The sequence below is a fragment of the Bradyrhizobium viridifuturi genome, assembly GCF_001238275.1.
GTDB classification, from domain to species: domain Bacteria; phylum Pseudomonadota; class Alphaproteobacteria; order Rhizobiales; family Xanthobacteraceae; genus Bradyrhizobium; species Bradyrhizobium viridifuturi.
In genome coordinates this window covers 131,046-152,978 of sequence record NZ_LGTB01000012.1, presented here as the reverse complement: position 1 = coordinate 152,978, position 21,933 = coordinate 131,046, and the positions used below count along the sequence as shown (strand labels likewise).

Genomic DNA, 21,933 nt, shown 5'->3' with positions numbered 1-21,933 from the left:
GACCGCCATGAACGGAAAAGCCATCGTCATCACCGGAGCGCTTGGCGCGCTCGGCAAGGTGGTCGCCGAAGAAGCCCTGGCGCGCGGTGCGCGCGTCGCCGGCATCGACCATGCGGCCTCGCAGCTTGCGGCGACGGCCGACCGTATCGAGCTCGGCGGGGTCGACCTCACCGACACCGCGCATGCGACGGCTGCAATCGACAAGGCGGCGGCGCATTTCGGCCGGCTCGACGCACTGATCAACATTGCCGGCGGCTTCACCTTCGAGGCGGTCAGCGACGGCGATCCCGCGACCTGGCAGCGCATGTATGCGATGAACGTGATGACCGCCTTCAACACCTCGCGCGCGGCGATCCCGCATCTCACCAAATCCGGCGCCGGACGCATCATCAACATCGGCGCGCTCGGCGCCTTGCAGGCCGCCTCCGGCATGGGTCCCTACGCCGCCTCGAAGGCCGGCGTGCACCGCCTCACCGAGTCGCTCGCCGCCGAGCTCAAGGGCAAGGTCACGGTCAACGCCGTGTTGCCCTCGATCATCGACACCGCCGCCAATCGCGCCGCGATGCCGAAGGCCGATGTCTCCAAATGGGTGTCGCCGAAGGAGCTCGCCGAGGTGATCCTGTTCCTCGCCAGCGATGCTGCCAGTGCCGTCACCGGCGCGCTGCTGCCGGTCAACGGGCGGGTTTAGTCCGCAACCAGGAGCCGTAGCTTCGACCTGAAGCGGATGCTCTGCTTGCCGGCAAGCGCCATGCCGTCGCCCTCGGCGGTCTCGTCGGTATAGGTGCCGGTAAAGCCGATGGTCACGACCTTGCGTTCCCAGACCGGGCGTTCGCCGTAAGTCGGCGAATGCTCCTCGTTGGTGACCTCGCCCTTCCACCTGCCGTCGGCCGCGGTATAGCTGCCATAGGCGTAGAAGAACGAGTCGCCGCCGCGCATCTGGCCGTCGCGCAGCACCATGACGCCCTGGTTGCCGCCAGAGACGCCGTCGAGAAATTCGACGGTGATGTGATAGAGCCCGTTCCGGATCATGCAAATGGTCGCGCCGTTGTCCCCGGCCCAACATAACCGCTTGGCCGCGCATTGGGCAAATTCGATCCGCCTCGATGGGCGCAATTCCGCGCTATGCTGGCGCACCGAGTCGCGGCCGGAGGCCGCAGGAGCCTGCCCGTTGGAAACCGCGCTTTACCAGCCCGTCAAACGCTTCCTCGAAAAGCTCGGCTTCACGGTGAAGGGCGAGATCGGCGGCTGCGACCTCGTGGCGCTGAGCGGCGACGATCCACCGGTCGTCGTGATCGGTGAACTCAAGCTCGCATTCAATCTCGAGCTGATCCTCCAGGCGGTCGATCGCGCCGGCGCCGCCGACGAGGTGTGGATCGCGGCCAAGGTCTCGGCCCGCGGCAAGGGCCGCGAGAGCGACGCGCGGTATCGCAATCTGTGCCGGCGGCTCGGCTTCGGCATGCTCGGCGTCACCGATCGCGGCGACGTCGAGGTGCTGGTGCCGCCGCCGACCGCAGCACCGCGCCGCAATCCGAAGAAGCGCTCGCGCCTGATCACCGAGCATCGCAAGCGCAAGGGCGATCCTGCCATGGGCGGGTCGACGCGGGCGCCGATCATGACCGCCTACCGGCAGCAGGCGCTGGCCTGCGCCTGCGCGCTCTCGGACGGGCCGCGGCGCGTCAAGGACCTGCGGGCCGAGTGCCCTGACGCCGGCAAGATCTTGCAGCATAATGTCTACGGCTGGTTCGATCGCGCCGAGCGCGGCATCTATGTCCTGACCGATGCCGGCCGCGCCGCGCTGAAACGCTGGCCGCAGCAGCCAATCAGTGCGTCCGGGGCAGAAGCTGCCTCGTAAAGCATGATCCGGAAAAGTGCGAAGCGGTTTTCCGAGAAGATCATGCTCAAACAAGAACCCTGAGCGCGATGAAGACGTCGCGCTTTGGACTGGGGGAGATCATGATTGTCGTCACCGGCAGCGTCAGCGCCCGCCCCGACTCATTCGACGAGGTGAAGCGTTTGAGCCTCGAGCATGTCCATCGCTCGCGCACCGAGCCCGGCTGCATCTCGCACGCAGTCCATGTCGACTGCGAGAACCCGCTCAGGCTGGTGTTTTTCGAGCAATGGGCCGACCGCGCCGCGCTGGCGGCGCATTTTGCGGTCCCCGCGTCGCGCGATTTCGTCCGCTCCCTGCAATCTCTGGCGGCCGCAGCGACCACCATCGAACTTTATGACGCTCACAAGATTGAGAGACTCTAGCTGCATGGCTGTATTGCCATCCCACATTCATATTGCAATGCAACATTAGGCACCTTACGTATCTCCCGCGATTCAAGGATGAGGCGACGATGAGCGGAGATTGGAACACCAAATACGGCACAAGGCGTGTGCGGCACGATCCGCCGACGCTGGAAGAGGCAATCTTCGCCGCCATCGGTATCACCGACGACGTGGAGGCCCAGGCCGAGATTGCATCGTCCCTGATGGGGCTGCCCTATGACGAGGTGCTGGCCGAGGTGAAGAAGACCGCGCGCGTCAGCGCCCGCACCGGCACGGCGACCCGCGTGATCGCCGGCGAACAGGGCGCGCAGCGTTCCGTCGTGGTCGAGCGCCGCGTGGTCCGCCGCTTCGCGATCGACAAGCGCACCGGCACCTGAACGACACCATCCAGTCATTCAAAGAAAAAGGGCAATCCACTGAGTGGATTGCCCTTTTTACGTTTGACGTGAGATCTCAGCTTCAGGCGGCCCGACCCCAGCCGGACATCTGCATCACCATTCGCCAATAGGCGCGGTTCATGTCGACGAGCGCGCGCGCGGCCGCGACCGGCGTCACGGGCACGATCGCCGGTGCTGGCTCGGACTGGCGCTGTTCGGTCAGGTCGATGCTGCCGGTGGATTCTCCGTGACGGAAGGTCAGTTGCGCACCGAACTTGGTGGCGAGCGCTCGCATTGCGTCGTTCTGCGCGCCGGTGGTGATGCGCAGGCCGGTGTAGCCCTTGGCATGCGCCTCGGCGATCAGCTTGCGGAACAGCGTGCTGCCGACGCCCTTGCGCCGCGCCGACCGCTCGACGCTGAAGGCGATCTCGGGCTGCGCATCCGGCGACTGCTCCGGCGGATGCAGCTCGGCCGCACCGCGGACCACGCCATCCTCGAAATAGGCGATGATGACCGTTCCGTCGTTGGCGCAGCGCTCGGCATAGCGGCGGATGAAACTGTCGTCGATGAAGCCATGAAAGCGATCATGACGGCTGGTTCGATCCAGTCTCAGCAAATGATCGCGCAGCAGAGGAAGCTCCTCCTGCTGGCTCAACGTCCGCACGGTGCCCCGAGCAGATGTCGAACTGATGGAATCGTGGTTCATTTCATAACTCCTCTTGGTGGCCCTCGAGGAGGCGTCGACTCCCTAACCTGCTCTATATTGTGCGCCGCACCATATAATTCAAGCATCAAGATTCATTTAAGTAAACAATGATGTGATCTGAAAATCACATCATTGCCTCATCATAATACCAATTGCGTTTGCGTAACCACGGCGACCAGCTTGCCGTCTTCGGTCTCCAGCCTTGTCTGCCAGACCTGGGTCCGCCGGCCCCGGTGAACCGGCGTCGCCGTGGCGATCACAGTGCTCCCCTCCTTGGCGCCGCCGATGAAGTTGGTCTTGCTCTCCAGCGTCGTGGTGCCCTTGGCATCCTCAGGCAGGTTGATCACGGTGGCAGCGGCGCCGACCGAGTCCGCAAAAGCCATCACCGCGCCGCCATGAATCGTGTTCCGGAGGGTGCAGAGGTCCGGTCGCACCACCATCTTCGCGACCACGCGATCCTGCCCAGCCTCGGTGAAGGTGACGCCCTTCAGTTCCGCAAACGGCATCTTCATCGACTGGATCTTTTCGAGCGGCGTCATGGGCACTCCCTGCTTGTGGCCTTCTTCGAGGTTCGTGCCGGCATGATGGATTGCCTGACCGGGCCGGGCAATGACCTCCGAGGTAATCAAGCGGATGACGTCATGGCGCCGTGACAACCCTTGGCGAGTCTGCATACCGTCCGCGATGCGCGACTTCCCTCCCCGCCGGATCGTCTGCCTGACCGAGGAGACGGTCGAGACGCTCTATCTGCTCGGCGAGCAGGACCGCATCGTCGGCGTCTCCGGCTACGCGGTGCGCCCGCCGCGGGTCCGCCGCGAGAAGCCGCGGGTGTCTGCCTTCATCTCCGCCGACATTCCAAAGATCCTGGCGCTCGATCCGGATCTGGTGCTCGCCTTCTCCGATTTGCAGGCCGACATCGTCGCCGATCTCGTGCGTGCCGGCATCGCCGTCCATGTCTTCAATCAGCGCGACGTCGCCGGCATCCTTGCGATGATCCGCAGCCTCGGTGCGATGGTCGGCGCCGCCGATCGCGCCGCACGGCTCGCGCAAAGCCTCGAACAACGGCTGGCCGCGATCGCGGCAACGCCACGTCCGGCACCGCGGCCAAAAGTCTACTTCGAGGAATGGGACGAGCCGCTGATCAGCGGCATCGGCTGGGTGTCCGAACTGATCGAGATCGCCGGCGGCGCGGACGCGCTGCCGCATCTGCGCGCGCACAAGGCTGCCAAGGATCGCATCGTCACCCCTGATGCCGTGCGCGCGGCGATGCCCGACGTGATCCTGGCATCTTGGTGCGGCAAGAAGGTCGTGGCCGACCGCATCAGGGCTCGTGACGGCTGGAGCGACATTCCGGCCGTCCGCAACGATCGCATCGTCGAGATCAAGTCGCCGATCATTCTGCAGCCCGGCCCCGCCGCGCTGACCGATGGGCTCGATGCGATCGTCAATGCGTTGTGGTCGCGGCACCCATGATTGCTCACCGCAGACACCATGAGGCTTCGGGGCAACGCTCGTCGCTCACGTCACTGCATTCACGACCTGATACTCTTGCCGGCGCCACACCTCGCCAATGATCACCTCCTCGATGATCTCGGCGGCCTTCAGCAACTCGGCCTCGCCGATATAGAGCGGCGTGATCCCGAACCGCATGATGTCAGGCGCCCGGAAGTCACCGATCACGCCGCGGGCAATCAGCGCCTGCATGGCGGCATATCCGCCGGCGAAGGCGAAGGACACTTGCGACCCGCGCTGCGCATGCGTCCTTGGCGTTATCAGCCTCAGCGACGGACAGCGTCGCGCGATCTCGGCTATCAGCAAGTCGCCGAGCGCGAGCGAGCGTGCGCGGACTTCGCTCATATCGACACGATCCCAGATGTCGAGCGATGCCTCCAGCGCGGCCATCGCCAGCACCGGCGGTGTGCCGACACGCATGCGCTCGACGCCGCCGGCAGGTTGATAACCGAGATCGAAGGCGAACGGCTTTGCGTGCCCCATCCAGCCAGACAACGCGGCGCGCGCCTGATCGGCATGCTGCGGCGCGACGTAAAGGAAGGCCGGCGCGCCGGGGCCCGCGTTCAGATATTTGTAGGTGCAGCCGGCGGCGAAATCGGCGCCGACGCCGGCGAGATCGACCGGCAGCGCGCCGGCCGAATGGGCGAGATCCCAGACCGTGACGATGCCGAGCGCATGCGCCTTCGCGGTCAGGGTCCGCATGTCGTGGCGACGGCCGGTGCGGTAGTCGACCTCCGTCAAATAGAGCACCGCAATGTCGTCCGACAGCGATGGCTCGACCTCCTCCGGGGCTACCAGCCGCAATTGATGGCCGCGCCCGAGCGTGGCGATCAGCCCTTCCGCCATATAGAGATCGGTCGGGAAATTGCCGACATCGGACAGAACGACCTTGCGCTCCTGGTTCATCTCGAGCGCAGCCGCAAGCGCCTGATAGACTTTGAGCGACAGCGTGTCGCCGATCATCACCGTGCCGGGCGCGGCGCCGATCAGGCGAGCGATGCGGTCGCCCACGCGGCGCGGCTGCACGTACCAGCCGGCGCTGTTCCAGGCCCGAATGAGCTCATCGCCCCACTCTGACGTGATGACATGCGCAACGCGTTCGGCAACGCCCAGCGGCAACGCACCAAGCGAGTTGCCGTCAAGATAGATGACATCAGCGGGCAAATGGAACATTGCTTGGTGTCGTCGTAGACGCGCAGTTGCGATTTCGCTTCAATCATGACACCTCGCCTAGAGGACGGTCCGGACACGCCACAGTTCGGGAAACAGCTCGACCTCGAGCATCCGCTTGAGATAGCTGACCCCACCGGTACCGCCGGTGCCGCGCTTGAAGCCGATCACGCGTTCCACCGTCGTCACGTGATTGAAGCGCCAGCGGCGGAAATAATCCTCGAAGTCGACCAGCTTCTCGGCGAGCTCATAGAGCATCCAATTGGCTTCGGGAGCTTCGTAGACACGGCGCCAGGCTTGCATCACACCCTCGTCGAAGTGATGGGTCTCATGGACGTCGCGTGACAGGACGGCCGCGGGCATCGTGAGCCCCTTGCGGTCGGCAAGCCGGAGCACCTCGTCATAAAGGCTCGGCGTCGCAAGCTCGGTCTTGAGCAAGGCCGTCACCTCGGGGTCATGTGCGTGCGGCTTCAACATCGCGCCATTGCGATTGCCAAGCAGATACTCGATCAGCCGGTACTGATACGACTGGAGGCCCGAGGATTGTCCCAGCCGCGAGCGGAAATGGGTATATTCGCTGGGCGTCATGGTCCGCAGCACGTCCCAGGCATTGTTCAACTGCTCGAAGATGCGGGAGACGCGCGCGAGCATCTTCATCGCCGGCGACACCTCTTCGCGGGCGATGGCGTGGCGGGCGGCCCGGAGCTCGTGGATGGCGAGCCGCATCCACAGTTCGGAGGTTTGATGCTGGATGATGAAGAGCATCTCATCATGCGCATCCGAAATCGGATGCTGGGCGCCGAGCAGCGCATCGAGTTGCAGATAGTCGCTGTACGACATTTTCCGGGCGAAATCGGTCTCGGCGCCCTCGACCGCGGGATCGTAGTCGTTGCTGCTCATGACACATCCTCTCGATCGATCCCCTGCCTCAAGCAAAGCCCAGAAGGCGCCTCGTGATGGCAGAGGATGGATCCTTCAGCCCATCGACGACAGTAAAATGGTTATGCCCGGGGTCGACGACGAGGTGCGTGGGCACGTCGAACCCGGTCCAGATGTTGGCCATCAGCTCTGCCTGACGGATGAACTCGGGGCGCTCGCTGCCGCCGACCCAGGTGGTCAGCGGCGACTTGCCCCGTGGCAGATGCAAGGCGGCGCTTTCGCGCGCTGCTTCATCCATGTCCATCCGGAGCGTCTGGTTCATCGCGGTCTTCAGGAGCGGCCGCAGGTCGTGCAGACCGCTGATCGACAGCGTCCCCACGATCCTGTCGTAGACCTCAGGTTCGAGACGGCCGTCGTCGCACAGCATGCGCGTAACCAGATGGCCGCCTGCGGAATGGCCGGCCAATCTTATCGGCCCGGAGACCTCGCCCGCGGCCAAGGCAATCGCGGCCGCGATCTCGGCCGTGATGTCGGAGATGCGCGCAGCCGGCGCCAGCGTGTAACTTGGCAGCGCCACCGTCCAGCCGTGGCTTCGCGCGCCTTCCGCAAGGTCTGTCCATGACGATTTGTCGAAGCGCATCCAGTACCCGCCATGCACGAAGACGACGAGACCTTTGCTGTCGCCGTCCAGCAGGATCAGGTCGAGGCGCTGCCGCTCTGCCGATCCGTAGGCAATATCCGGCTTGAATGATTTAAGTCTGGCGCGATAGGCCGCCGCCCGCTCCGCCCACCGCGCCGGCAGCGCATCCGACCCCGGCACGTGGGCCGAATTGGCGTAGGCATCATCCCAATCGCGCATCGTGGCTCCCCCGAAGATTCGCCGTCGATCGGACGCCATTTTGCCACCGGCGGAGCTGTTCGCCCAGCCTTTATTTTAAACCTAAAGCATCTGGTTGACCCGCGCCCGATCCCTCCCCGGCAAACGGAGCTATAGCGCGGCGGGCCCGCAATGCAGAAAGGCTACGCCTTCTCCACCCCGCACCATTCCGCGACGAACAGCGCCATGGCCTTGGTCGCTTTCCGCAGCGAGTCCAGCTCGACATATTCGTTGAAGCCGTGCATCGCCGCGCCGCTGGCGCCGAAGCAGAGGCTTGGGATGTCGTAGTTCAGGCCGTAGAACCGCGTGTCTGTCAGCGCGGTGAAGGCGCGATCTTCGACTGCTCCGCCATAGACCGCCTGATGTGCCTTGGCGAAGGCAGCTTCCGGGGCCTCAGAGTTCACCAGCTCGTAGCCTTCCGACAGGAGCCCGACCATTCCACCTGCGGCGGATTGTTGGACAGGAAGCGATGGTCGCGCGCCGCAGCCGACACGCAGGCCAGGATCTCCTTCTGGCATTCGGCGATCGACCAGCCCGGCAAGACCGCGATACGGCAATCGACATCGCACCAGGCCGGCACGCTGGAAGCCCAGTCGCCGCCCTTGATGATGCCCGGATTGAAGTTGATCGGGTGATTGACGTCCTTGAAATGGCGGTCGGCCTTGGCGCGCTCGTTCCAGGCGATCTCGAGCTTCTCCAGCGCATGCACCAGATGATACGCCGCCATGATCGCGTTCGAGCCGGCGCCGGCCTCGAACACATGCACCGGGAAGCCGCGCACCTTCAGGCGAAACCAGATCACGCCGACCTGCGAGCGGATCATCTTGCCGTTGGTCGGCTCCGGGATGAAGCAGGCATCGGCGCGATAGCCGCGCTGCAAGGTCGAGAGCGCGCCGACACCGGTGCTCTCCTCCTCGATCACGGACTGGAAGTGGATCCGCGCCGTCGGCTTCAGGCCGGCCTTCTTGATCGCATCCAGCGCATAGAGCGCGGCGATGGTGCCGGACTTCATGTCGCAGGCGCCGCGGCCATACATCCTGCCGTCCTTGATCACAGGCGAGAACGGCGGCGTCTCCCACATCTCCAGCGGACCGGTCGGCACCACGTCGCAGTGGCCCTGCAGGATCAGCGATTTGCCGGAATTGGTCGCGGGGCGGTAGGTACCGACCACCGAGCGCGCCTTGGAGAAATCGTGCTCGATCGGGCCGAAGCCGCGCAGATCCCTGAGCTCGTCGAGATCGATGTGCCAGTCGTCGACCTCATAGCGGCGCTCGCGCAGGAGGTCGCCGATCATGTCCTGGCACGGCCCCTCGGCGCCGCGGGTCGAGGGAATCGCGACAAAGGCCTGCGTCGTCGCAAGCTGCGCATCGAATCCCTCGTCAACGGCGCTAAGGATTCGTTGTTGCGTCTCGGCAGTCATTCGGCAGCTCCATGGGGAAGTCAGAACAGGCGGGAGCCGCAGCGTAGCCTGATTTCAATCCGCGGGGTATTGCGCAAAATAGGCATCCCGCAATGCATCTTCGAGCAGACGGCCTTCGGAATAACCATCGAGCGTCTTCGGCCGCGTCACGCCGTCGAGCAGTCGCGGGCACGGTTCGGGCGCGCCGAGCACGGTGCGCACCGGAATGCGCTCGGCGTAGATCGGCAACTCGTAATCCTCGTCGTCATCGGCGACGCCCTTGGCACGTACCTTGGCCGAGGCCTCCTCGATCTCCATCGCGATGAACGAGGTCGCCTTGATCTCCTGCTTGTTGCTGGCGCGCAGGCTCGCGGTGCGCTCGGGAAAGAAGCGGTCGACCATCGCGACGATGGCCCGCTCCTTCTCTGCGGGATCGGTGACGAGATAGGCCGACCCGAACGCCATCACGGCGCGATAGTCGGCCGAGTGGTTGAAGCCGCAGCGCGCCAGCACCAGGCTGTCGAGATGGGCGACGGTCAGGCACACCCGCTGTCCTTCCGATTGGTTCTCCAGCATCCGGCTCGCGCTCGAGCCGTGCCAGTAGAGCCTGGTGCCTTCGCGCCAGAAGAACGTCGGCGTGCAATAGGGCTGGCCGTCGATCACATAGGAGACATGGCACAGCATCGAGGCGTCGAGGATCTTGTGCACGGTGGCGTGGTCGTAGAAGCCGCGGTCATGGCGGCGCTTGACCCGGTTACGGGACGACAGCGGATAGGACGGAGTGGATGCGCCTTCGGTCACGGTTAAGCCTCGTCAAATCTGGAATCCGTCCAGAGTTGTAGCCGTTCATTTGGTCTGCGATAGTACCAATTCCATGCGAAAAATTCCGACCAATTCCCGCAGGCCCGCGGCGCGCAAGCCCGAACTGCCGCTCGACCTCACCGGCCCGCATGTCACGCCGGGCGCGGCCTCGCAGCAGCGGCTCTATCAGGCGCTGTGCCACACCATCGTCGGCGGCCTGGTGAAGCCGGGCGAGCCGCTGCCGCCGTCGCGGGCGTCGCCAGGCAGACCGGCTTTCGCCGCAATGCCGTCACCACGGCCTATGAGCGGCTGATCGCCGACGGCTTTGCAGTGGCAACCACAGGCTCCGGCACCTTCGTCGCGGCGCGCATTCCGGCGCGGGCCGGCGCACAGCGACGCGCGAAGATCGAGATCGAGCCGCCGCAGCACAGCGCGCTCTCGCTCGGCTGCACCCATATCGATGAGCGCGCGCTGCAGCGCTTCCGCGCCTTTGCCGGTCGCAGGCTGCGCGCCTTCGGCTCCGAGCACCTGCACTACGGCGATCCCCGCGGCAGCGGCGAGTTGCGCGCCGCGATATCGGACCATCTGCTCTCGGCGCGCGGGCTGCGCTGCGACCCCGACCAGATCATGCTGGCGTCGGGCACGCTGCACGCGCTGCGCATCGTGCTCGGGACCATCCTCAAGCCCGGCGACCAGGTCTGGTGCGAGGATCCCGGCTATCCCGCGGCGCGGCGTGCGATCGAGCATTGCGGCTATCGCCCGGTGTCGGTGCCGGTCGACGCTTCCGGAATGCGCATCGACAAGGGGCGCGCGGCCGGGTCGCAAGCGCGCGCTGCCTATGTCACGCCATCGCACCAGTTTCCGCTCGGCGTACAGATGTCGATGCCGCGGCGGCTCGAGTTGCTCGACTGGGCACGGGATGCCGGCGCCTTCGTGTTCGAGGACGATTACGACAGCGAGTTCCGCTACGACGGCGCGCCGCTGCTGTCGCTCGCCGGCATCGATCATCTGCGCCGCGTGATCTACATGGGTACGTTTGCGAAGACGCTGTTTCCGGGATTGCGGATCGGTTACTGCGCCCTGCCCGAGGCCTTGATCGGTCCGGTGACTGAAGCGCGCGCCGCGCTCGATCGCTTTCCCGGCACGTTGATGGAAGGCGCGGTCGCCGACATGCTGAACTCCGGCGCCTTCACCGCGAACTTGCGCAAATCACGAAAACTCTATCGCGAGGCGCGCGACGTCCTGGCCGCGACGCTTGCCACTGCATCGGAGGGCGAGCTTACGGTTCCCGTGCCGTCGCAGGGCCTCCATCTCGTGGCGCGGCTCGATCCCGCGACCGACCCGTTGGTTGCCGCGCAGGCGAAGACGGCCGCCGGCGTCGGCGGCTGGTTGCTCGCCGAGACTTATCATCGCGCGCGGCCGCTGCCCGGCTTCGTGCTGGGATTCTCCGGTCATCCGGTTCCGCAACTCGTCGCGGCGGCGGAACAACTGGCGAAGACAACGTTGAGCGCGCTGCGCGCGACGCGCAAGATGTCCGTCAAGGCATCCGCCAAGCCACCGCGCTCTAGGAGAATCGCAGCCACCTGACTAAGGTCGCCGCTCGTTGAGTCAGTGTCCGCTTTACGGAGATACCGGATGCCCAATCGCAACGTCCTGTATCTCGTGATCGGCGCGCTGGTCGTGATCGCAGGCATGCTCGGCTACAACCTCTACCAGGCGAAGAAACAGCCCGAAGGCCTGCAGATCAATGTCGGCCCCGACGGGCTCAAGATCCAGAACAAGTGAAGGAGGCTGCGATGTTGCGCATGGGACTGGTCGCACTGGTCAGCATCGCAGCGCTTGGCGCGATGGTTCACTCCGCTGCCGCAGAGCAGTCCTTCATGCGCGAGGGTGACATCGTCGACCTCAGGGTCGGTCAACGCGTCTTCGTCGATGACGGCTCGTGCCCCGCCGGGCAGATCAAGCAGGTCGTCGGTTCCAAGCTGAGCGAGAACGGCGTAGTGCGTACCCGCAGCTGCGTGCCGCGGCTCGCCAAAAAATAAACGCCCCGCTGTCGCGAGGCGCTTCCTTCATCGCGGCTTTGACCTGATTGCTAGTTCGAGATCGGCTCGAACATGCATTGCAGCGTCGGCTTGGCGATCTTGGTGAAGGTCGGGCCGATCTCGCCCTGCTTGGACGGTGGCACCCAATCAGTCTCGATGGTCGGAACGCCGGTCTCGCTGATCCCGCGCAGCAGCGCCTGGCGGAGATCGGGATCGTCCACCGTCGCAGCGGCATGATCGTGCAGGCAACCGCAAACGGCTTCGGGATGTGCCCAGCGGCCGAGCATATGCGGCGCGCACTGACGCACGAATTCGTCGCGCGGCTCAGGCACCCGGTACAGCGACCGGATCTGCATCGACTCGAGCGGAAGTTGGGATTGGGCCTGCACGGAACCCGCCAAAGGGCCGATCAAGGCGAACGAAGCGAGCATCGCGGCGGAACAGAGTCGGAGCAACATGGGGAGCCTTTACCGGCGTTTCTGTTTTTCGCGTCGCGATCAGTTGGCCTGCGCCACCACCATCGGGGCCGAGGTGACGACCGGCGAGCCGTTATAGGAGAAGGTGCCGATGCCGGGCAAACCGTTGTCCGGGGTGCCGGCCATCGACGAACCGGCCATCACAAAGGCGAAGGCGAGGATCAGGCTCATGGTCCGCATCTGACAGTCTCCGTCATTTCGGGTCGGCGCTCGGCGCCGCTGTGTTGACGGTTTGATAACGATCTGCCGTTTCGGGAGTTCTGCGGAACAAGCTGAAAATGGTTTCGTCGCGATCAGAATTGTTTCGTCGGCCGGCAGCCCACGAAACATTGAGCGAAAAAACCCAATGCTTTCAATGGCAACGATGTGGCAAGCGGCCTGCTCAAGATTTCGCGCGTCCGACCGGCTCGGCTGTGGATGGCTCGATTATGCCTGCAAACCGAGTGGGCTACCGCGCTTTCTTAACTTTCCTCTGCTGAGACAGGAAGCAGTTCAGCAGGGGGCGGCTTGAACCGGGCCACGGTTCGGCCGACTCATCTGGGCGCCGTGCAACCAACTCCGCGGTGGCACGTTGTCGTGATCCCGATCCAACGGTTGTTGAGATCCAATCCAACGAAGGATGTCAGTCGTGGGCAATGGCAACATCGGTGTTGGCAATGAATCCGCGGCCCGCAAATCCGGCCAGCAGCAACAGATGACGGCCGCAATGCCGCAGCAGGGCGCTTACGTGATGGGTGACAATGAGTGCGCACCACAGAAGCTGGTCCGCCTCGTCGGCTGCCGCGACTCGAAGCTCAAGCCGGGCCTCAGCATTGGCACGAAGCAGTTCGGGCAAACCAAGCGCTAGCTCGCCTGCTGCTTCAGCCGCCCCGGCCAAGCCCCTGCTCCCGCTACTGAATGAACTCGCCGCACTTCTGCACCGCGGCAGCATCGGCCGCGCCCCATGGCATGATCGGCACCGATGACGTCGAGTTCTTCGGCGAGCCCTCGATCAGCTTGTCCGAATAGACCATGTAGACCAGCACGTTGCGCTTGGCGTCGCAGCCGCGCACGATCTGCATCTTCTTGAAGAACAGCGACCTCCGCTGGCGGAACATGTCGTCGCCCTGGCCAAGCTTGTTCTTGAAGCGGATCGGGCCGATCTGCCGGCACGCCAGCGAGATATCAGAGACTTCCTCGGCAAGGCCAAGCCAACCCTTGAAGCCACCCTTCTCCGGCACCGTGAAGTGACAGGCGACGCCCTCGACCTCGGGGTCGTCAACGCCATAGGTCGCGAGCTTGTCGTTGGGGCTGACCCATTTGAACACCGTCGAGCGGCGGAAGATCAGGTCCGGCTCGTCCGCCGCAGCGGCAGAAGTTGCCTGCCCCAGGGTCGCCAATGAGGTGAGCAACATCAGCAGCGCGGCGCACCCCCATCGAGACAGCGGTCGGGCGTCACACAAGCTCACAATTCTCGATCTCATTGAAGTCTCCGCGGGGTGGGTCCCGCCTATGTAGTGCGCAAACGCCACACAGGAAGGCGCTGACAGTTCGGTGATCGCGCCCCGCGCTTTAACCTCTTGTGAGGCTTTTTTGTTACTCTTTCGTCGAAAATCCGCCCCTCACGGAAGGGTTAGATCGCTTGCGCTGGTGAACGCGTTCGGCGTCTGCGACAACCAATAGATAGTTTGGACTGGGATTCGGAATATGCGCGCAAGCGGACGTCGGATTTCGATTTTTGATTCTGCGAATGGGCGGTTCTGGCAGTTTGCAATTCTGACTGCGGCCGGCACCGTGGCCGCCTCCTCACAGGCCGACGCGGCGCTGTTCTACTGGAACCGCGATTCCACCTATTACGCCGATGTCGAGCCGATGCCGCAGCCGGTTCGGCCGAAGCCGAAGCGCAATCTCGCCAAGAAGAATCCAGCGATCGCGAAGGAGGCCGGGAGCAAGCCACAGGGTCCCCTGATCATCTCGGTCTCGATCGACCAGCAGCGGGTCAGCATCTACGACGCCAACGGCCTCTACGCAGAGAGCCCGGTGTCGACAGGCATGAAGGGGCACTCGACCCCGATGGGTGTCTTCAGCGTCATCCAGAAGCAGAAGTACCATCAGTCCAACATCTATAGCGGCGCGCCGATGCCGTACATGCAGCGCATCACCTGGTCGGGCATCGCGATGCACGCCGGTGTGCTGCCCGGCTACCCGGCCTCGCATGGCTGCATCCGCATGCCGATGTCGTTTGCGGTCAAGATGTACAACTGGACCCGGATGGGCGCCCGCGTATTCGTCACGCCCGGCACGATCTCTCCGGAGAATTTCTCTCACCCGCTCCTGGTGACGCAGAAGGTTACGCCGCAACAGCCGGTGGCCGACGAGATTCTGAAGATGGATGCGCCGCTGGGCGTGAAGAGCGACAAGGGCGCGGACAAACCGCAGACCGGACTCGATTTGCGCAGCAGCGTCGGACATACCGCCGCCGCGTCACTGCGCGACAACACCCACACTGCCGACGCCAGCGGCGCGAGCGCGTCGGTGACGATGTCCGATGCGTCCTCCGCCGCGAGCGATCCCATCGCCGACAAGCTTGCAGCCGACCCATCACAGCCGACCAAGCCTGAGATCGCCGCGGCCGACAAGCCGGCCGAAACCAATTCCACGGCCAGCAGCGCCGCGACCGATGAGAGAGCGGTCAGCGAAACCACTGGCAGCACTGACACGCCGAAGTCCGAGGTCTCCGCCAACGACCCCGTGAAGGCCGAAGCCAAGGCCGACGAACTGAAGGCGGATGCTGCAAGGCCAGCCGTCGCCGAGGCGCCCAAGGTCGACACGAAGACCGATGCGGCCAAAGCTGATGTCACGAAGGACGCCGCCAAGGCGACGGATGCCGTCAAGACCCTCGACAAGCCCGCCGAGGCAGCAACCGCAGCGGACGCGCCCGACGCCAACAAGGATGTAGCCAAGGATCCGGCGCGGTTGCCGGGTATCGCCAAGATCGACGTGTCGAAGCGCGCCGGCCAGATCGCGGTGTTCATCAGCCGCAAGGATTCCAAGCTGTACGTGCGGCAGAACTTTGCACCGCTGTTCGACGTGCCGGTGACAATCGCGGCCAGCGACCGGCCGCTCGGCACGCATGTGTTCACCGCGGAAGCCGACAAATCAGATGCCAACCTGCTGCGCTGGTCGGTGGTGACGCTGCCGACCCGCAACGCTGCCCGCATCGACGTCGAGGAGCGCGCCTCGCATCGCCGCAAGGTAGCGGCCGCAACGCCGGTCGAGATGAAGCCGCAGCCGGCGACCAACAGCCCCGCCGAGGCGCTCGACCGCATCTCGATCCCGGCTGACGTGATGGCACGGATCAACGAGGCGCTCGGCACCGGCGGATCGATCATCGTCTCCGACCTCGGCGTCAACCAGGGCGAGACCGGCGAAGGCACCGACTTCATCCTGCCGCTGCGCTGAGCCCCTCTATAACGCCTTCTTGAAAGCCTGCGCCTGCCCGCTGGATTATGATGCGAGCCGCATCTGTTCCGGGGACGAGACCATGATGGACCGCAGGACACTGATGGTGGCAGCCTTGGCCGCGGCCGCTGGCTCCCGTGCGCTGCATGCGGAGCAGCCCGCGATGAGCCGGATCACCGCCTACGCCTTCTCGTTCCCGGCGCTCAGTGGCGGCGACATCCGCCTTGCCGACTATGCCGGCCGTCCCCTGATGATCGTGAACACGGCCTCTCTCTGTGGCTTCACCCCGCAATATGCCGGCCTGCAGCAATTGTGGACCGAATTCCGCGACCGCGGCTTCGTCATCATCGGCGTGCCCTCCAATGATTTCGGCGGCCAGGAACCCGGCGGCCCGACCGAGATCGCCGAGACCGCGCAGCATCAATACGGCGTCACCTTCCCAATCGCAGCGAAAGCGGTGGTCCGGGGCGCGGGCGCGCATCCGTTCTACCGGTGGGCGGCGGAGGCACGGCCGAAGGACGTGCCGCGCTGGAATTTCCACAAATACCTGATCGGCCGCGACGGCTATATCGCCGACGTCTTCCCTGAGTCGGTCACTCCCGACGACACCCGCATCAAGACCGGGATCGCACGGGCCTTGGCGGCGGCCTAAGAAGCACCGATAATCCCCGGAATTAACTGGGATTTCGGGCACAGCCCCGCCACGTTCATTGCCTTGGCGCCGCCACTGCGACTAGGGTACGATGAGTTTGGGGCGAAAGCGGCCCGGTCGCGGCAAAGCCGGTACCGGGAGCGCGATCAGCAGGGAACACGCCATGCGCATTGCGGCAGGTCTGATTTTCGCAGGGACCGTATCGTTGCTCGCGTCGAGCGCAGCTTGGTCGCAGACGCCGCCCGCCAAGGGCGCCCCTGCCGCGCCGGCGGCAGCTCCAGCCGCCGCAGCTCCAGCCGCGGCGCCTGCGCCCACCGCAGCGGCTGCCCAAGTGCCTCCGAAGCAACCGGCGCAGCGGCACGCGCCGCCTGCACCAATCCGAACGCGCTCGGCGTCGCCCGCACCGTCGAGATCGACACCACGGGCGGACCGGGCTTCGGCTTCGAGCATTTCAAGCAGCTCGACTTCCTGCGCGACCATGAGGTGGTGCTGACCTTCGACGACGGTCCATGGCCGGGCAACACGCCGGCGGTGCTGAAGGCGCTCGCGGATGAATGCACCACGGGCATCTTCTTCCCGATCGGCAAGCACGCCACCTATCACCCCGAAATCCTGCGTCAGGTCTATGCCGCCGGCCACACCGTCGGTTCGCACACCTGGTCGCACGAGAACCTGAACAACAAGAAGCTGACCGAGGATCAGAAGAAGGACGAGATCGAGCGCGGCTTCGCCGCGGTCAAATGGGCGCTCGAAACCTCCCCCTCGCCGTTCTTCCGCTTCCCGGCGTTGCAGCATCCGCCGGAAATGGTCACCTATCTCGGCAACCGCAACATTGCGATCTTCTCCTGCGATCTCGACTCCTTCGACTTCAAGTCGAAGAACTCGCAGCAGGTGATCGACACCGTAATGAAGAAGCTCGCCAAGCTCGGCAAGGGCATCATCCTGATGCACGACTTCCAGAAGCACACCGCGGAAGCCCTGCCGACGCTGCTGACGCAGCTCAAGGCCGGCGGCTACAAGGTGGTCGCCATGCGCGCCAAATTCCCGGCGACCGTGCTGCCGCAATACGAGCAGGAGCTCGCCAAGGACGTCAAGCTGCCGACCGTGAGCTCGCGCCCGGTCAACAGCGTCGTCACCACCGTCGATCAGTAAAAGCGCCGGCGATCGTCCTGGTGTCTGAGTTGCGTATCGAGGGTTTCGTCATCGTCTCGGCCGATGGCCGGCTGGCGAATGCACGCAACGTGATGCCGGACGATCTCAAGATCGAAGGCGACAAGAAATTCTTCACCGCAGCGCTCGACAGCGCCGATCTCGTCGTGCACGGCCGTCACTCCCAGGAAGAGCAGCCGAACGCGCCGAAGCGCCGCCGCCTGATCCTGACCGGCAAGGTCGCGGCCCTCGCGCCCGACCCTGACAATCCGAAGGCGCTGCTGTGGAACCCAACCGGCTGCCCGTTCGACACGGCGCGCCGCGAGGCCGGCGTGACCTCCGGCATGGTCGCGATCATCGGCGGTCCCGGCGTGTTCGGCATGTTCATGGATCGCTATGACACGTTCTGGCTCTCGGTCGCCTCGAAGGTGCGCATCCCCGACGGCGAGCCGTGCTTTCCCGGCGTGCCTGCCCGCACCCCGCAGCAGGTGCTGTCAGCGCACGGCCTTCACGCCGGCGCGCCGCAGCTGATCGACCCGGCGCAGGATGTCAGCGTCACGCCGTGGCGGCGGAGCGTATAGATCCCGTGCAGCTTGCCACGAACAGCGTCATGACTTCCCTCGCGAAGGTAGTTGCTGGCATGGCGCTGGCGTCGCTGGTCACAACCAGCGCAGTCGGCGCCTGCAAGACCACTCTGCGCGGCGAACTCGTGCAAGCGCCCGGCGACCGCAAGGCCGATGTCGGAGAATTCCTCTACTTCTACCTCGTCGAAATGACGCCGGAGAGCCCGACAGGCTCAGAGAGGCGTTTTCAGTCCTTCGTGGTTCCCAACACGAGCAAGAGGCTTCCCATTCCGTTCGCCCTGGAGATCGATTCATCCAAAGACTGTCCAGGCGAACTCGAGCTGCGCGTCGATACCAAAGACCGAGATATCATGAGACTTGGCACCGATACGTCATCAGCTGGCGGGAAAACGGTCCGGCTTGAAAGGTTTGAGAGCGTACCTATGTGGGGACCATTTTTCTGAACTTCACAGCGGCGCATGAGTGCGTGACATGCCGACAACGCGTCGGACGCGTTAACGCATCGTAGGCCGTCGTGCGGTCCGCCGCCGCCCCCTATACGTCACCATACGCCGGATCGTCCCGGCGCGGACCGCGGCCGTAGCCGGCGATGATGAACAGCGCGCCGATCAGCGACAGGTTCTTCAGCGCGTCGATCAGGGTCCTGAGATTGTCGGGCGCCGGCTGATTCCAGAAATCATGGAAGTAGAAGGTGACGACGCACACATAGACGATCAAGAGCAGCGCGAAGAACCGCGCCAGCACGTTCACCGCGATCATCAGCCCGGCGAGGATCTCGAAGCCACCGACCACGATCGCCAAGAGCTGCATGAACGGCATGCCGACGAAGGTTTCGATCTGCTGCGTATACGGCGCGGCGATGGCCGGGATCGTCAGCTTCGCCGCGATCACATCCGCGGTGGCCTGGATGCCGAACAGCTTGCTCGCTCCCGAATAGAGGAACAGCACGGCAAACAGAATCCGTCCGAAGGTGATGAACGCTGGCATGGGTCGGCCTCACTGGATGGCAGAAATCGGACGAAGCAGGCGCAGCGATTATGGTCGCTCCGCCTGCTTCGATCAAATCGAATCCATCTCGGCTCGGGCACCGTGCAGAAAACCGCGCTGCGGTTTTCCGAACATAACGTGCTCAAACAACGCCCGTCAGCCGAACAGCGTCGGTTGCGCGCGGCCGGCCCGCTCCTGGGCCTCGACCGCGGCGACCGCGGTCATGTTGAGGATGCCACGCGCCGTCACACCGGGGGTGAGGATATGCGCCGGGCGAGCCGGACCGATCAGGATCGGCCCCACCGGCAACGCGTTGGCCAGCGATTTGATCATCTGATAGGCGATGTTGGCCGCGTCGAGGGTCGGCATGATCAGAATGTTGGCCTCGCCTTCCAGCCGCGACTGCGGCAGCACCATGCGCCGCGCCGCGGCCGACAGCGCGGTGTCGCCCTGCATTTCGCCGTCGGCCTCGATCTCCGGATGCTTGTCCTTCAACAGCTGGGTGGCCCGCCGCATCTTGCGCGAGGAGTCCGTATCATAGCTGCCGAAGTCGGAATGTGACACGAAGGCGACCTTCGGCTTGAAGGCGAAGCGCTGGACGTGGATCGCCGCGAGCGAGGCCACTTCCGCAAGTTCCTCAGCGCTCGGATTCGGCCGCACCTGGGTATCGGCGATGAAATGGGCGCCGGTCGAGGTGATCATCAGCGCCAGCGCGGCGTAGTCGCTGACCCCCGGCAGGAAGCCGATGATCTCGCGGACATGGCGCAGATGGCTCATGTAGCGGCCCTCGACGCCGCACAGCATAGCGTCGGCCTCGCCGCGCGACACCGCTAGCGCCGCGATCACCGTGTTGTTGGTACGGACCACGGTCCGCGCCGCCTCCGGCGTCACCCCGCGGCGCCCGGCGACGTCGATATAGGACTGCACATAGGAGCGGTAGCGCGGATCGTCCTCGGGATTGACCAGGTCGAAATCGCGGCCGGCCTTGATCGACAGGCCGAAGCGCTTGATCCTGGTCTCGACCACCGAGGGACGGCCGACCAGGATCGGCCGCGCCAGCTTTTCCTCGAGCACCACCTGGGTCGCGCGCAGCACCCGTTCATCCTCGCCTTCGGCGTAGATCACGCGCACCGGCTGGGTCTTCGCCTTGGCAAACACCGGCTTCATGGTGAGGCCGGAGCGGAACGAGTAGCGTTGCAGTTCGGCGCAGTACTCGTCGAAGTTCTTGATCGGCCGCGTCGCGACGCCCGACTCCATCGCCGCCTTGGCCACCGCCGGGGCGATGCGCAGGATCAGGCGCGGATCGAACGGGCTCGGGATCAGCGAGCCCGGGCCGAATCCCTGGGTCTCGCCGGTCTCGAGGCCATGGGCCACCGCATCCGACGGCGGATCGCGCGCGAGCTGCGCGATCGCATCCACCGCGGCATGCTTCATCGCCTCGTTGATCGCGGTGGCGCCGACGTCGAGCGCGCCGCGGAAGATGAAGGGGAAGCACAGCACGTTGTTGACCTGGTTCGGGAAGTCCGAACGTCCGGTGCAGATCATCGCGTCGGGACGCGCCGCACGCGCCTCTTCCGGCATGATCTCGGGCACCGGATTAGCAAGCGCCATCACCAGCGGCTTGTCCCCCATCTGCTTGACCATCTCGGGCTTGAGCACGCCCGGCGCCGACAGTCCGATGAAGATGTCCGCGCCGGGAATGACGTCGCCCAGCACGCGTGCGTCGGTCTTCTGGGTATAGACCGTCTTCCAGCGATCCATCGTGGTGTTACGCCCCTCATAGACGACACCGTCGATGTCGCAGACAAAGATGTTCTTGCGCTGCGCGCCCATCGAGACCAGCAGGTTGAGGGTCGCGATCGCGGCGGCACCGGCGCCCGAGCAGACGATCTTCACGTCGCTCAGTTGCTTGCCGTTGAGCAGCAGTCCGTTGACGATCGCGGCGGCGACGATGATCGCGGTGCCGTGCTGGTCGTCGTGGAACACCGGGATCTTCATGCGCTCCTTGAGCTGGCTCTCGATCTCGAAGCACTCCGGCCCGCGGATGTCCTCCAGATTGATGCCGCCGAAGGTCGGCTCCAGCGCGGCGACGGTCTCGACCACGCGTTCGATCGTGTCGGCCTTGATCTCGATGTCGAACACGTCAATGCCGGCGAACTTCTTGAACAGCACCGCCTTGCCTTCCATGACGGGCTTGGAGGCCAGCGGGCCGATATTGCCGAGGCCGAGCACCGCGGTGCCGTTCGAGACCACCGCGACGAGATTGGCGCGGGCCGTCAGCGTCGCCGCCTCGGCCGGGTTCTTGGCGATCTCGGTGCAGGCGGCGGCAACGCCCGGCGAATAGGCCAGCGCCAAGTCGCGCTGGTTGGCCAGCGGCTTGATCGCCTGGATCTCGAGCTTCCCCGGGCGCGGCAGCCGGTGATAGGCGAGCGCGGCGTTATGGAGTTCTTCAGACGATGACGACATGCGTGCTCCCCGCGTTTCCGGCCCAAATTTCTTGTTTCTGTGCTAATCCAGGCAAAAGTCAGTTGTCCGGCAAATCGAGCTGGATGTGAAGCATGTCCGGCCGCTTGGATGCAACATCCGATAATATCCCCGTCAACAGGC

General features: G+C 64.7%; 23 protein-coding genes and 4 pseudogenes. 14 read left to right on the top strand and 13 right to left on the bottom strand.

The genetic code is table 11. The features are described from left to right. Nucleotides 1–7 precede the first annotated feature (7 nt). The gene (gene fabG, locus ALC15_RS13335) at nt 8–688 is read left to right on the top strand and encodes a 3-oxoacyl-ACP reductase FabG (protein ID WP_050627602.1); all 681 of its coding nucleotides are present in this window, start codon (nt 8–10) and stop codon (nt 686–688) included. On the opposite strand, the gene ALC15_RS13330 is transcribed toward fabG, so the two are convergent. Beyond that, the gene (locus ALC15_RS13330) at nt 685–1,029 is read right to left on the bottom strand and encodes a GrlR family regulatory protein (protein WP_050627601.1); all 345 of its coding nucleotides are present in this window, start codon (nt 1,027–1,029) and stop codon (nt 685–687) included. The genes fabG and ALC15_RS13330 overlap by 4 nt on opposite strands. Nucleotides 1,030–1,168: 139 nt before the next feature. Here ALC15_RS13330 and ALC15_RS13325 point away from each other — a divergent pair, with 139 nt between their 5' ends. From ALC15_RS13325 to ALC15_RS13315, 3 genes are all read left to right on the top strand, one after another. Then, complete coding sequence (locus ALC15_RS13325; protein WP_050627640.1) at nt 1,169–1,852, top strand: DUF2161 domain-containing phosphodiesterase; 684 nt, start codon at nt 1,169–1,171, stop codon at nt 1,850–1,852. A gap of 68 nt (nt 1,853–1,920) precedes the next feature. Further along, entirely contained in the window at nt 1,921–2,253 is a 333-nt protein-coding gene (locus ALC15_RS13320; RefSeq protein WP_347336286.1) for a putative quinol monooxygenase, read from the top strand. Nucleotides 2,254–2,342: 89 nt separating this feature from the next. Beyond that, nucleotides 2,343–2,651, top strand: coding sequence for a hypothetical protein (locus tag ALC15_RS13315; RefSeq protein ID WP_021079685.1), 309 nt, complete (start codon nt 2,343–2,345; stop codon nt 2,649–2,651). Between the two features lie 82 nt (nt 2,652–2,733). On the opposite strand, the gene ALC15_RS13310 is transcribed toward ALC15_RS13315, so the two are convergent. Further along, a complete protein-coding gene (locus ALC15_RS13310) occupies nt 2,734–3,357 on the bottom strand; it encodes a GNAT family N-acetyltransferase (RefSeq protein WP_050627600.1) in 624 nt (207 codons plus the stop codon). Between the two features lie 140 nt (nt 3,358–3,497). Further along, nucleotides 3,498–3,896: a PaaI family thioesterase gene (locus ALC15_RS13305; protein ID WP_050627638.1), complete on the bottom strand. Its 399-nt coding sequence runs from the start codon at nt 3,894–3,896 to the stop codon at nt 3,498–3,500. 145 nt (nt 3,897–4,041) lie between these two features. Here ALC15_RS13305 and ALC15_RS13300 point away from each other — a divergent pair, with 145 nt between their 5' ends. After that, nucleotides 4,042–4,830 carry a cobalamin-binding protein gene (locus tag ALC15_RS13300; RefSeq protein ID WP_050627599.1) on the top strand — a complete coding sequence of 263 codons (789 nt, stop codon included), beginning with the start codon at nt 4,042–4,044 and terminating at the stop codon, nt 4,828–4,830. 45 nt (nt 4,831–4,875) lie between these two features. Here the strand turns inward: ALC15_RS13300 and kynU are convergent. From kynU to ALC15_RS13275, 5 genes and pseudogenes are all read right to left on the bottom strand, one after another. Further along, nucleotides 4,876–6,089 (bottom strand): annotated as a pseudogene (gene kynU, locus ALC15_RS13295) (kynureninase). A 10-nt stretch (nt 6,090–6,099) separates the two neighbouring features. After that, a complete protein-coding gene (gene kynA / locus ALC15_RS13290) occupies nt 6,100–6,939 on the bottom strand; it encodes a tryptophan 2,3-dioxygenase (protein ID WP_050627597.1) in 840 nt (279 codons plus the stop codon). A gap of 28 nt (nt 6,940–6,967) precedes the next feature. Next, nucleotides 6,968–7,777 carry an alpha/beta hydrolase gene (locus ALC15_RS13285; protein ID WP_050627596.1) on the bottom strand — a complete coding sequence of 270 codons (810 nt, stop codon included), beginning with the start codon at nt 7,775–7,777 and terminating at the stop codon, nt 6,968–6,970. Between the two features lie 161 nt (nt 7,778–7,938). After that, nucleotides 7,939–9,215 (bottom strand): annotated as a pseudogene (locus ALC15_RS13280) (ArgE/DapE family deacylase). 54 nt (nt 9,216–9,269) lie between these two features. Then, complete coding sequence (locus ALC15_RS13275; RefSeq protein WP_050627595.1) at nt 9,270–9,995, bottom strand: pyridoxamine 5'-phosphate oxidase family protein; 726 nt, start codon at nt 9,993–9,995, stop codon at nt 9,270–9,272. Between the two features lie 73 nt (nt 9,996–10,068). Between ALC15_RS13275 and pdxR the strand changes: the two are divergent. The 3 genes and pseudogenes from pdxR (at nt 10,069) to ALC15_RS13265 (ending at nt 12,037) form a co-directional block, all read left to right on the top strand. Next, nucleotides 10,069–11,582 (top strand): annotated as a pseudogene (gene pdxR, locus ALC15_RS13270) (MocR-like pyridoxine biosynthesis transcription factor PdxR). Nucleotides 11,583–11,630: 48 nt separating this feature from the next. Beyond that, nucleotides 11,631–11,780, top strand: coding sequence for a hypothetical protein (locus tag ALC15_RS44815; protein WP_021079695.1), 150 nt, complete (start codon nt 11,631–11,633; stop codon nt 11,778–11,780). An 11-nt stretch (nt 11,781–11,791) separates the two neighbouring features. Further along, nucleotides 11,792–12,037 (top strand): DUF6719 family protein, encoded by a 246-nt coding sequence (locus ALC15_RS13265; RefSeq protein ID WP_050627637.1) that lies wholly within the window; start codon nt 11,792–11,794, stop codon nt 12,035–12,037. A 50-nt stretch (nt 12,038–12,087) separates the two neighbouring features. Here the strand turns inward: ALC15_RS13265 and ALC15_RS13260 are convergent, their stop codons facing one another. Further along, nucleotides 12,088–12,393 (bottom strand): hypothetical protein, encoded by a 306-nt coding sequence (locus ALC15_RS13260; protein ID WP_050425068.1) that lies wholly within the window; start codon nt 12,391–12,393, stop codon nt 12,088–12,090. Between the two features lie 141 nt (nt 12,394–12,534). Next, nucleotides 12,535–12,693, bottom strand: coding sequence for a hypothetical protein (locus tag ALC15_RS44810; protein ID WP_021079698.1), 159 nt, complete (start codon nt 12,691–12,693; stop codon nt 12,535–12,537). 439 nt (nt 12,694–13,132) lie between these two features. Between ALC15_RS44810 and ALC15_RS13255 the strand changes: the two genes are divergently transcribed. Then, nucleotides 13,133–13,360 carry a hypothetical protein gene (locus tag ALC15_RS13255; protein ID WP_050627594.1) on the top strand — a complete coding sequence of 76 codons (228 nt, stop codon included), beginning with the start codon at nt 13,133–13,135 and terminating at the stop codon, nt 13,358–13,360. A 43-nt stretch (nt 13,361–13,403) separates the two neighbouring features. Here ALC15_RS13255 and ALC15_RS13250 read toward each other — a convergent pair whose 3' ends face one another. Continuing rightward, the gene (locus ALC15_RS13250; protein ID WP_050627593.1) at nt 13,404–13,907 is read right to left on the bottom strand and encodes a CreA family protein; all 504 of its coding nucleotides are present in this window, start codon (nt 13,905–13,907) and stop codon (nt 13,404–13,406) included. 292 nt (nt 13,908–14,199) lie between these two features. Here ALC15_RS13250 and ALC15_RS13245 point away from each other — a divergent pair, with 292 nt between their 5' ends. The 5 genes and pseudogenes from ALC15_RS13245 to ALC15_RS13225 all read left to right on the top strand — a co-directional run bounded on the left by ALC15_RS13245 (nt 14,200) and on the right by ALC15_RS13225 (nt 18,782). Then, nucleotides 14,200–15,954, top strand: coding sequence for a L,D-transpeptidase (locus tag ALC15_RS13245; RefSeq protein WP_050627592.1), 1,755 nt, complete (start codon nt 14,200–14,202; stop codon nt 15,952–15,954). Between the two features lie 82 nt (nt 15,955–16,036). Next, entirely contained in the window at nt 16,037–16,606 is a 570-nt protein-coding gene (locus tag ALC15_RS13240) for a glutathione peroxidase (RefSeq protein WP_050627636.1), read from the top strand. A gap of 163 nt (nt 16,607–16,769) precedes the next feature. Next, nucleotides 16,770–17,758: pseudogene (locus tag ALC15_RS13235) on the top strand (polysaccharide deacetylase family protein). A 20-nt stretch (nt 17,759–17,778) separates the two neighbouring features. Next, complete coding sequence (locus ALC15_RS13230) at nt 17,779–18,336, top strand: dihydrofolate reductase family protein (protein ID WP_050627591.1); 558 nt, start codon at nt 17,779–17,781, stop codon at nt 18,334–18,336. Between the two features lie 5 nt (nt 18,337–18,341). Next, the gene (locus tag ALC15_RS13225; protein ID WP_128089512.1) at nt 18,342–18,782 is read left to right on the top strand and encodes a hypothetical protein; all 441 of its coding nucleotides are present in this window, start codon (nt 18,342–18,344) and stop codon (nt 18,780–18,782) included. Between the two features lie 91 nt (nt 18,783–18,873). Here ALC15_RS13225 and ALC15_RS13220 read toward each other — a convergent pair whose 3' ends face one another. Together ALC15_RS13220 and ALC15_RS13215 are read right to left on the bottom strand one after the other, a co-directional pair. Next, on the bottom strand, nt 18,874–19,326 hold the full coding sequence (locus ALC15_RS13220; RefSeq protein ID WP_050627589.1) for a DoxX family protein: 453 nt from the start codon (nt 19,324–19,326) through the stop codon (nt 18,874–18,876). 156 nt (nt 19,327–19,482) lie between these two features. Further along, nucleotides 19,483–21,792 carry an NADP-dependent malic enzyme gene (locus ALC15_RS13215; RefSeq protein WP_050627588.1) on the bottom strand — a complete coding sequence of 770 codons (2,310 nt, stop codon included), beginning with the start codon at nt 21,790–21,792 and terminating at the stop codon, nt 19,483–19,485. Nucleotides 21,793–21,933: the final 141 nt, after the last annotated feature.